Origin of the sequence: Pseudomonas sp. NFPP24, from assembly GCF_900112095.1 — a bacterium.
GTDB lineage: Bacteria > Pseudomonadota > Gammaproteobacteria > Pseudomonadales > Pseudomonadaceae > Aquipseudomonas > Aquipseudomonas extremorientalis.
In genome coordinates this window covers 119,580-130,523 of the sequence record NZ_FOKD01000005.1, presented here as the reverse complement: position 1 = coordinate 130,523, position 10,944 = coordinate 119,580, and the positions used below count along the sequence as shown (strand labels likewise).

At 62.0% G+C, this 10,944-nt stretch carries 7 protein-coding genes; 2 read left to right on the top strand and 5 right to left on the bottom strand.

Annotated features, from left to right (window positions below):
* Nucleotides 1-11 precede the first annotated feature (11 nt).
* Nucleotides 12-2,447, bottom strand: a complete 2,436-nt coding sequence (locus BM026_RS12335) for a TonB-dependent siderophore receptor (RefSeq protein WP_093528714.1) — start codon at nt 2,445-2,447, stop codon at nt 12-14.
* 110 nt (nt 2,448-2,557) lie between these two features.
* Complete coding sequence (locus BM026_RS12330; protein ID WP_093528711.1) at nt 2,558-4,210, bottom strand: cyclic peptide export ABC transporter; 1,653 nt, start codon at nt 4,208-4,210, stop codon at nt 2,558-2,560.
* Between the two features lie 202 nt (nt 4,211-4,412).
* On the opposite strand from BM026_RS12330, the gene BM026_RS12325 reads away from it, so the two are divergent.
* Nucleotides 4,413-5,243, top strand: coding sequence for a formyl transferase (locus BM026_RS12325; protein ID WP_058427531.1), 831 nt, complete (start codon nt 4,413-4,415; stop codon nt 5,241-5,243).
* Between the two features lie 109 nt (nt 5,244-5,352).
* Here BM026_RS12325 and BM026_RS12320 read toward each other — a convergent pair whose 3' ends face one another.
* Genes BM026_RS12320 through pvdM form a run of 3 tightly spaced genes read right to left on the bottom strand, consistent with a single transcriptional unit; the run spans nt 5,353 to nt 8,887 of the window.
* Entirely contained in the window at nt 5,353-6,213 is an 861-nt protein-coding gene (locus BM026_RS12320; RefSeq protein WP_093528708.1) for a dihydropyoverdine dehydrogenase, read from the bottom strand.
* A gap of 34 nt (nt 6,214-6,247) precedes the next feature.
* Nucleotides 6,248-7,519, bottom strand: coding sequence for a pyoverdine-tailoring periplasmic protein PvdN (locus BM026_RS12315; protein WP_093528705.1), 1,272 nt, complete (start codon nt 7,517-7,519; stop codon nt 6,248-6,250).
* An 18-nt stretch (nt 7,520-7,537) separates the two neighbouring features.
* Complete coding sequence (gene pvdM, locus BM026_RS12310) at nt 7,538-8,887, bottom strand: pyoverdine-tailoring dipeptidase-like protein PvdM (RefSeq protein ID WP_093528702.1); 1,350 nt, start codon at nt 8,885-8,887, stop codon at nt 7,538-7,540.
* Nucleotides 8,888-9,029: 142 nt separating this feature from the next.
* Between pvdM and BM026_RS12305 the strand changes: the two genes are divergently transcribed.
* A complete protein-coding gene (locus tag BM026_RS12305; RefSeq protein ID WP_093528699.1) occupies nt 9,030-10,649 on the top strand; it encodes a pyoverdine maturation tyrosinase PvdP in 1,620 nt (539 codons plus the stop codon).
* Nucleotides 10,650-10,944: the final 295 nt, after the last annotated feature.

The window sequence follows — 10,944 nt, the reverse complement described above, 5'->3', positions numbered from 1 at the left end:
AAGGCATCACATCAGAAGTCCCAGCGGGTGCTGAACATCACGTTGCGCGGCTCGCCATAAGCGGCCGAGTTATAGAAGCCCACGTTGGTGTAGTAGGACTTGTCGAAGATGTTGTTGAAATTGACAGTCGCCGAGAGGTTCTTGGTGACCTGGTAGCGGGTCATCAAGTCCACCAGCCAATAGGACTCCTGGGTGATGTCCTGGTTGGTGTTGAGCGGCGAGTTGTAGATTTCATTCCAACCCTTGCTCTGCCAGCGCAGGCCGCCACCGATGGTGAACTTGTCGAGGTCGCCCTTGAGTTTGTAAGTGGTGTTCAGGTTGACCTGGTGCTCAGGTTCGAAGGTGGAGATCTTCTTGTCGTCTGCGTCCCGCACGATCTTGTGGGTGTAACCGCCCTGTACTTGCCAGCCGGGCGCCAGCTCACCTGAGATTTCTGCTTCGTAACCCTTGGTGACGGCCTTGGAGCTCTTGAACGCATAGTTTTGCGGGGAAGGAGTCTGGTTGTTATAGGCATCGTCCGGGATGGCACGGTTGTCTTCATGCACTTCGAAGTAGGCAATGCTGGTGTTCAAGCGACCGTCGAGAAACTCGCCCTTCAGGCCCAGCTCGTAGTTTTGGCCTTCGTCTGGTTCCAGCAACGTCTGGTTGCGGTCTTTGTACGTGCTTTCCTGGGGTTGGAAGATATCGGTGTAGCTGGTGTACACCGAGAGATTGTCGTTCAGGTCGTAGATCACGCCGGCATACGGCACGAACCGGCCGGTTTCCTTGTAGGAAGGGTTGATACCGGTGACGTGGTAGTTGGCGACGCGCCCACCGAGGATCACGTGCAGGTCATCCATCACGTTCAAGCGTGTGGTCACGTAGTAGCCGGTCTGGCGGATGGTATCGTCGATGTATTGCTGGACAGGGCCGTAGATCGGCTTGGCAATGTGGCCATTCCAGTTATAGAAATCGACTTTGTTGCCGCCTGGCCATTCCGGCAACCAGTACCCCTTGCCTTGCCAGCGCGACGTGCCGATCGAGCCGCCCACCACCAGTTCATGTTCGCGGCCAAACAGGCTGAAAGGCCCGGTGGCGTAGAGGTCGGCGGAGGTGCTTTTGGTTTCGCCGGTGTATTTCTGACCGTTGACCTCGGCGGTGCCATCGGCTGCCGGCTGGACAAACTGGATCGAACCGAGGTCGGCATGGTAGCTGTTGATCTTGTGGTCGAGCTGGAATTTGGTGACCCAGCCGTCACCCATATCATGCTCAAGCATGGCAAAGGCGGTGCGGGTGTTCTGTTCCCAGGAGCTCCAGGTGGCGCCGTTGTTGTAGGAGCGTGGCATCTTGTTGATGCTGCCGTTGGAGTTGACCAACGGGAACGAACCGGACCAGCTGGAGCCTTTCGGAATATTGTCCTGATAGTCGAAGCCGACGGTCAACATGGTGTCGGGGGACAGGTCGAACTCGGTAATGCCGTAGTAGGTTTCGGTCTTGCGCGAGTAGTGGTCCATGAAGGATTTTTTGTCCTGGTACGCCGCCACTGCACGGCCCCGGACATTACCGCTGTCGGTCAACGGGCCGCTCACATCCACTTCGCTGCGATAGTTGTCCCAGGAGCCGGCGCCCAGTTGCACATGGCCCTTGAACTCCGACGTCGGCTTCTTGCGGATCAAGTTGATGGTCGCGCCCAGGGAGCCGGCGCCGTTGAGCAGGCCGGTGGCACCCTTGAGCACTTCGACGCGGTCATAGATCGCCATGTCGCTGAGGGTATTCCCGGCCGAGTAGCCGACGTTGCGCACGGTGGACGGAATACCGTCGTACTGGAAACTGTTGACCGAGAACCCACGCGAGTAATAGTTGGTACGGTCGGTGTCATAGGCCGATACAGTGATGCCAGGCGTGTGGCGCATCACGTCATCGACGTTGTTGAGGCCGAAGTCCTCGATATGTTGGCGGGTAATCACCGTGATCGACTGCGGGGTTTCCCGCGGGGTCAGGGTCAGCCGCGTGGCCGTGGCAATGGTGCCCGGCGTGTAGGAGCCGGAGCCCTCGGTGATGTTGCCCAGCACGTTGCCGGTCACTTGGGTCGGACTCAACTCCAGCCCGGCGGACGCGCCGGCGGCGGTAACGGTCAGCGCGTTGCCACTGAGGCTGTGAGTGGTCGAAGTGCCTGCCAGCAAGGTGTTGATCGCCTGCTGCGGATCCAGTTTACCTTTGATCGCCGTGCTGTTTTTTCCCGCCACGTCGGTCGGGCTGTACAGCACCTGCAGGTTGGCCTGGCGGCCGAATTCCTGCAGTGCACTCCCCAGTGCCTGTGCTGGAATATCCAACTCGATCTCCTGTGCCTGCACATAGCCGGCAACCGGCAGCGATACCGCCAGGGTAAGCGCGCTCGGCAGGAGGTTGATGTTCAGGGCCCTGGTTAGCGCTTTGCTCAGTGGGCTGAGACCGAGTCGTGCTGACATGGATGGTTTCTCTTCTATGTTTTAAGTGGGCAAATTCTGATATTTGTTGAGGTTAGTTCTCATTACCACTAGTGAGACGTTCCTACCTCGGAAAACCGGAAAAGAAAATTTCATGCAGGCTCCATTTCATGCACTACCTGGCCGGCGCGCAGCCGTACCAGCTGATCGGCGATGTGGAAATAGCGGTCGTCATGGCTGATCACGATGATGGTTTTGCCCAGGCGCTTGAGGTCCGGCAGCAGCTCGGTATAGAAAATCCGGCGGAAGGCCGGGTCCTGGTCGGCGGCCCATTCGTCGAACACCAGCACCGGGCGTTCTTCCAGCCAGGCGTTGACCAGTGCCAGGCGCTTGCGCTGGCCGGTGGACAGGTCGGTGGTGCTGAACACACCGTCCTTGACGCTGACCTTGTGCGCGATCTCCAGGCGTTCCAGGTATTTAGTGGCGCTGTCCAGTGACTGGGTGGCGCTGCCCTGGACCAGGTCGTCGAACAGGTAGTAGTCGGCGAATACCGTGGTGAACAATTGGCGATAGTCATCGCGCTCGGGGTCGGTCACGGCCTCGCCGTTGAGCAGGATTTCGCCGGACTGCGGCGGGTAGAGCCCCAGCAGCAATTTGATCAGCGTGGTCTTGCCACTGCCGTTTTCGCCGACGATAAATACGATGTCGCCTTGGGCAATGCTCAGGTTGATCAGCCCCAGGTGAAACGGCTCGCTGCCTTCCACGGTCGGAGGGCTGTAGCTTACGTTTCGCAGCTCAAGGCTGTTGACGATCGGTGTCGGCGCCTCGCTGTCATCCATCAGCAGGTGCGGTTCAGGAGAGGAGAAGCGCTCCGACAACTCGCTGATACGCCCGAAGGCAATCTTCGCCTTGCCCACCACGGGCAGGTAACCCAGCAGGTGTTCCAGCGGGCCTTTCATGTACAACAGCACCAGCACGAAGCCGGTAATCACGGTCGGGTCCGGGTTCGGGTTATAGGCCTGCATCGCCAGGGCCAAGCCGATGACCACGAAGAACAGCATTGAGCCGAAGGTCTTGGCGAGGATGTAGATGTTGACCGAACGCACCTGAATATCGCTGATGCGGTCCGCCGTTTCCTGGATACGGTGGGTGTTCATGCGAAAGCGCCGTGGCCGATGCATGCGCAGTTCCTTGGCGCCGGACGCGATGGCGTTGTAATAACGCTGCAATTCGTCTTCATGGCTGCGTGCGAGGTCGAAGCCTTGGATACCTTTGCCGCCGGCGATGAACTGCACGGCGCTGCCAATCACGATGGCGACGACCATCATCAGGAACATCGGCACCGACAGGTACGCCAGGTAGCCCAGGCAGCCCAGCGTCACCGTGGCGGCAATGGCCAAGGGCGTGAACGCGAAGGAGAAGTCGCTGATGGTGTCGACATCGTGGGTAAGCACCGGGATCAGTCGGTGGGAGCGGTAGCGCTCGATTTGCCCGATGGGCGCCGACAGCACCTTTTCACCCAGCTCTTTGCGCAGGGCTGCAATGATCCGTTGGCCGACGTAGTTGGTGCCGATGTCGGAAATGATCGAGCTGACCAGCGCCAGCACGCACAAGGCTGCAAAAGTCAGGATCACGCCCTGGGTCATGCCTTGTGGCGAGTGCAGGGCATTATTGATCGTCGCCAGCAACAACGTGATGGCCAGGCCGCCGGCCATGCCCAGGGCGACGGAGACGGTCACGATGGTGCGAAAAGGCCTGAGCAATGCGAGCAAACCTTTGAAGGCGCCGCGCTTGGGGTCGGTCATAAATACTTCCCGGAAAGTGAACAAGAGGGGGCTGGGCACACAGACCCTTACCCATGACAAACGAAAGATTGGCGCGACTATTTAGCGCGGCGCGCCCGGCGGTGGCGCGCGGATGGATAAATTAGGCGGGGCCTGGTTCGTTCTTGTGGAGTAGCCGCACGCGTTTTGGCGCGTGCCTGATCTATCCAGCGAGAGCGAAACAATGACGAAAAGGAATCTGGTGTACGTGTGGTCACTGCGCAATGCCGCCGCCGACAAGGCCGGGCAGCCAGTGGCCTACAAGGACCACGAACGCTACATGATGTCGGTGCTGGAATCCCTGGCAGGGGCGCTGAACGACACGCCGCTGGGCGAGGCCTACAACCTGGTGGGCGTGGTGTACGACGATGACGAGCAGAATCCGCGTGACCAGCAACTCGTCCGCGACTACGGCTTTGCCTACCAGCCGGGCCGCCAATGGCTGTACCCGGCCGACCTGCGCGTGCAGGGGCGGCTGGTCAATGACCTGCTGCTGAGTGTGCCGTCCACCTACCGGCGCTTGCCACGGGGCAGCGCAGAACACATTGCCGGCAAGCAGGACTTCGAGCGCCGCCTGCACGACACGCTGGTGGAATTGAAGGCGGACATCGTGGTGCTCGACGGCCTGCTGGTGATCCTGGATGAACTGGTGCGCCCTGGCGCGCCGTTTGCCGGCCGCATCATGAACATCCATCCCGGCATTACCCGCATCGAATCGCCGTACGAGCGCCGTGGCGCCTATGCCACCTGGAACGCGCTGTACGGCGCACGGGGGCTGACGGTCACGGATTGGGCGACCAAGGCCACCACGCCATCCGAGCCGCTGTACCTCACCGGTGCCTCGTTCCACTACGTGGACAACGGCATAGATTCGGGTGAAGTGTTCCACGACGTGCTCAAGACCGAGATCGCGCCGGACGACACCATCCTTGAGTTGCGCTGGAACAACTTCAACAACAGCCTGTTCCCGGCGTTGCATGAAGGGTTGGCGTTGTTGGCGCAGAAGGCAACCTAAAGCAGGCACGGTTAAAAATGTGGGAGGGGGCTTGCCCCCGATGGCGGTAGTGACTGATACACCGCCATCGGGGTGCAAGCCCCCTCCCACAAATGGATTTCCAGTGCGGTTAGAGGTCGCGCACCACGCGAAACCCAATCCAATCCCCCCGCGTCTGCGGGTAGATGTTGTTGCGGTTGCCCGAGCGCGAAAACACCGGCGCCTCGCCCCAGTCATTGCCGCGAATCATGTAGCCCTCGCAGTTCGGCTCCATCCACGCACTGCCGTCGGTGGGCGCGCCGATATAGTTGGGGTGTTCGCAGTCGGCCACGCGCTCGTAGACGTTGCCATGCATGTCGTACATGCCGAAGGCATTCGGCGGGTAGCTGCCCACCGGCGACGAATAGCTGTAGCCATCGGCCGGGCCATAGGTGTTGGCGTGCTTGGCGATGCTGTAGCCCTTGCCCTCATCGAACGGGAAGGGGAACGGCCCGGTGGAGCCGGCGCGCGCGGCGTATTCACGTTGGGCTTCGCTGACCATGTGGTACTGCTGGCCGGTTTTCTTCGACAGCCAGGCCACGTACTGCTTGATATCGTCCATGTCCATGCACACTGCCGGCTGGCGCGGGCCCTGGGGGTAGCGCGGCTTGCTGGCGATGCATTCGCGGCCGGGGCGGGTATCGCCGTCGGCGATCTTCACGCCGGTCTGGCGGATATAGCTGTCCCACTCGCCGGCGGTGATGTGGAAGCGGCTCATGGCGAACGGCTTGGCGAAGGTCACCTCGTGCATCGGGCCTTCATCCGGCTCGCGGCCGACTTCATCCTCGGGGGTGCCCATGGTGAAGGTGCCGGCGGGCAGCACCACCATCTCCGGGCAGTCCTTGCAGTCTTTGAACACTTTGCCAGGTTGCGGTGTGGCGGCGTGGGCCAGGTTGGGCAGCAAGGCGCCGCACAGGGCGGTGAGTGCCAGTGCCGTGAGGGGTTTGTTCATGGGGTCCTCTCATTCAAAGTGGAAAAACTGTGCGTTACACCCGTTGGCCCAGCAGCGTCATGAAACGCTGGATCTCATCGGAGGAATTGAGCAGGCCGGGAGAGGTGCGGATCACCGGGCCGACATCACGGTCCACCGCGTCGATCACCACGCGGTTTTTCATCATGTAGTCGGCCACGGCATCGCTGTCCTGGCCCTTGACCCGGAAGAAGGTGAAGCCGGCCGACAGCTCGGGACTGCGTGGGGTGACCAGTTCGATCTGCGGATGCGCCAGCAGGTGGTCTTTCAGTTCGGTATTCAGGGCGTGGATGCGCGCCTGCACCTGCGCCTTGCCCAGTTGCAGATGCAGCTTGAAGGCCTCATCCGCCGCCCAGCGATGCTCGAAGGCGTGAAAGCCGCCCGGGGTCATGGTGGTGGCGAAGTCCTGGTCTTCGGAGAAGGTCGGCACCATCGGGGTTACGTACTGGTTTTGCGGGTCGCGGGCGCACACCAGTCCGGTGCCTCGCGGGCCGAACATCCACTTGTGGGTGCCGGCGATGAAAAAGTCGCAGTGCATGTCCGGGAAGTCGAGGTTTTCCACGCCGAAACCGTGCACACCGTCCACCACATAGAGCATGCGGTCCCTGTCGTCTCGGTTGCGGTTGTGTTCTTCCACCAGCTTGCCGATCTCGCTGATGGGCAGTTTCACGCCGCTGCCGGACTGCACCCAGGTCATGCCGAGCACGCGGGTGTTGGGGCGGATATTGCGCTGGATATTGCCCAGCACCTCGTCGACGGACACGCGATTGGCGTTTTCAAACAAGCGAATCTTGCGGACCCGGGTCTGCTCCTTGCGCACCCGGAAGTCCAGGCTGAACTCGGTGGCGTAGTGTTCGTGGACGGTAGTGAGGATCTCCTGGTCGGGTCGTACCTTGATTCCGCCATAAATCATCGCCAGCCCCTCGGAGGTGCTGCCGGTGAGGGCGATCTGCGCCGGCGTGGCCTTCAGGTAGCGGCCGGCCCACTCGCGTACCTGGCCTTCACGCTTCCAGGTTTCCTGTAGGCCCCAGTCCATGGCCAGGCCTGGGTTGCGGTCGATCTGTGCGCGATAGCGCTGGATGGCTTCGCGTACCGGCTTGGGGTGCGTGGCCACCAGGAAGTTGGAAAAGTGCAGGTAGTCCGGGTCCTGGTTGAACAGTTGCTTGAAACCCGTCCATGGGTCATTCGATGCAGGGGCGGCGATGGCCTGGGGCAGCAGGGCGGCGCCCAGTGGCAGGCTGGCGGCAAACACCCCGGCCTGCTTGAGGAACGTACGGCGGTCGGTCATGGACTGGCTTCTGGATGATTAACGGTTGGCCAACGGCTTGGCGGCTTTTTGTACCTGGTCCCACACCCGCAGGAAGTTGCCTCCCCACAGCTTGGCGATATCGGCTTCGGAGTAACCGCGCTGGATCAGTTCGGCGGTGACGTTGCGGATTTCACCGACGTTGTTCCAGCCCTGCACGCCGCCGCCGTCGTTGAAGTCGGAGGCGAGGCCGACATGGTCGATGCCGATCTTGCGCACGGTGTAGTCGATGGCATCGCCCAGGTCCTTGAGGGTGGCCTTGGGTTCTTCATCGAGGATGCCGTACAGCGCGCTGGCGTATTCGCCGAACTTGTGTTCCGGCCACGCGGCGATGATCGCGTCGCCCGGCATCAAGGCCACGGCCAGGTTGGGCAGGGGCGGCAGGTCGAAGCGCGCACGCAGGGCGTTGAGCTTGTCCTGGGTCGGCTGGCTCAACGGGCGCAGGTAGGCGGAGAAGCCCACGATCTGCACCACGCCGCCACTTTGCTTGATCAGTTGCAGCTCTTTGTCACTTAGGTTGCGCGGGATGTCCACCGACGCGCGCGGCGCCGAGTGGGACGCCACCATCGGCGTGCGGCTCAATTGCGCGACCTGCTCCAGGGCCTTGGTCGACATCTGCGACACGTCGATGATCACTCCCAGGTCATTGAGGCGGTGCACCGCTTGCTTGCCGATGTCCGACAAACCGTCGAGGGCGTCGGTGGAGTCATTGAAAAACGGCAGCGGGCGCGACGAGTCCGACCAGGCGTTGTTGCCCACATAGCTGAAGCCGAACATGCGCATGCCGCGCGCCGCCCACAGGTCCAGCAGGTTCAGGTCGTTGCCCAGCGGGTAGGCGTTGAGCATGCTGATGAAGATCGCGAACTTGCCTTCGCCATGCAGGCGCCGGAAATCATCCGGGGTGTAGGCGATGGCGACCTGGTTGGGGTAGTCGCGCACCATGCCGCTGATGATCTTGTAGCGCACTTCCTGCTCGTTGCGGGCTGCTTCGACAAAACCATCGGTGGGCTTGTGCGGGGCATTGGGGCCGTTCCAGATTTCCGGCCAGCCGAAAATCGTCAGTGCCGCACCGGACAGGCGCCCGCGTGCCGCCTTGGCCAGGTCGAACTGGCCGCTGCCGTCCTTGTCCGCCTCGTTGCCGGCGGTGCCGAAATCGATGGGCACGGTGATATGGCTGTCGAACGACAACAGCCGGTCCTGCATTTCATTGGCCTGCTTGATCACCTCCAGCGGGTAACCGGCACTGCCCTTGAACCAGTGATCCCAGACCAGGAAACCGGCCCCGGCACCGATGGCCAGTGCCAACGGCAAGCCGATATACAGCGCCTTTTTCGAACGTGGTTTTGTCATTGCCATCTCAGTCAGTTGAGGCCTTCGCTATCAGGGAGGAACGAGTGATGGGCGGGGAAATTTAGGCGGGCAGGGCGCGCCGGTAAATTTCCCCGGCGTGCAAACGTTCTAGCTCTGATAAAGCCGTTTCCTAAGGTAGACAATGACCATCTCTCGACGTGGGTTCATCGCAGGCCTGGCGCTGACCGGCGCCGCTGTGCCGGCCGCCTTCTATGCCCATCGCGAGTTGACGCGCGAAGAAGAATTGCCCATCACTCCCGGCGAAGCCACGGTGGACCTGGCCGACACCGCCGGCCAGCACCTGGCGAACATGCTGCGTGGGGTGTGGAGCCTGCGCCTGGAAGGCCGCGACGCCGGCCTCAAGGGCCTGCCGTTGGAAGGTCTGGAGCTGCTGCTCGACATCGCCCCGCGTGGACGTGGCTTGCGAGGGTACCTGGACACCGCTGGCAACCTGCGCGCCGAGGGCGAGCCGCGTTACCGCGTGCTGGGTGATCTGCTGACAGGCGAGAGCGCCGTGCTCTACTGGCGCCTGATCGACCGCGACTCGATTGACGGCGCCCCCGCCTATGAATTCAAGATGACCCTTGACGAAGTCTGGGCGGATTTTGCCAATGCCGGCAGCAGCACGCTCAGCGGGCAGATCCTTGACCTTGCTCGGCCATTGGCGCTGGTCGAGCGCGATAACCGCTTCATCGCCCGCAAACAGTGGTTCCCCGAGGCGCGGCAACGCATCGGCCTCAACCCGACCCTGCTGGCCTGGCTGATTTCCCCCGAACACCGTCTGTTCCACCAACTGTGGCACGCTACCCGTGACCAGTGGCACAAACTCTCCGAAGAAAAGCGCGACGCCCTGCGCGGCATCGGCTGGCAACCCGGGCCACGGGGCCAGGAACGCGACGCCCGGGGCAAGCGCAAGGACCGCAACGGCTCGGGCATCGATTTCTTCTTCATGCACCGCCACATGCTCGGCACCGCGCGCTCCATGCAGGACCTGCCCTCATGGCCGCAATTCCCCGAGCCGCAACCGGCCCTGGAGCGTGATCGCCTGGGCTTTCTGCGCTATTTCGACAACCACGACGGCTTTGCGCTGCCGCCGACCTGGTCGGCGCCGGACGACAGCGACTACACCCAGTGGGTCAGCGACATCAAGAGTGCTGAGACCTACCACAGCAACTTCCAGGTGTGGGAGTCGCAGTACCGCGACCCACGCTACCTGGCCAGATTCACCCTGGGGCAGCTCGGTTCCGAAATGGAGCTGGGCCTGCACGACTGGCTGCACATGCGCTGGGCCTCGGTGCCCCGCGACCCGTCCAACGGTGCGCCGGTGCCCATGGCCCGTGACCCCTCCGACTTTGCTGCGCGCTGGTACGCGGCGGAAAACGATTTCCTCGGCGATCCGTTTTCCTCCCACGTCAACCCGGTGTTCTGGCACTTCCACGGCTGGATCGACGACCGCATCGAAGACTGGTTTCGCGCCCATGAGCGTTTCAATCCAGGGGAAGTCCGCCGCATGGAAGTCAACGGTGTAGCCTGGTTCGCGCCGGGCCGCTGGGTGGAAGTCGGCGACCCCTGGCTGGGCCCGGATACCCATGGCTGCAGCACCACGCCGGGGTTGCAGATGGGGCGTTCGATGGAGATGGATCCGGAGACCATGAAGCTGGCGTTGCGCATCACTTTCGGTGAAGACGAGAACAGGCTGCAGGGGCTGTTCAAGCGGGTGCCGAGACGACCGTGGTATGCCCGTCACCTGAAACTTGCCTGAACCTGTAGTGAGCAGGCTTGCTGTGGTGAATGGGGCTGTTGTGGTGAGCAGGCTTGCTGTGGCGAGCAGGCTTGCCCTGCGTTGGGGCGCGAAGCGGCCCCATCAAGACCGCTGTGTTCTTTCAGGTAAAACGAGGTGGCCGGATTAGGGCCGCTTCGCAGCCCAACGCAGGGCAAGCCTGCTCGCCACAGCAAGCTAAATTGAACCAACCCCGTCCCGCCTTGTCCCCGCTTCCCATGTCACCCCCCGTCCGCCAAATCCCTTAATTTTCCAAGCCTGCCGGAAGCCTCTCCAG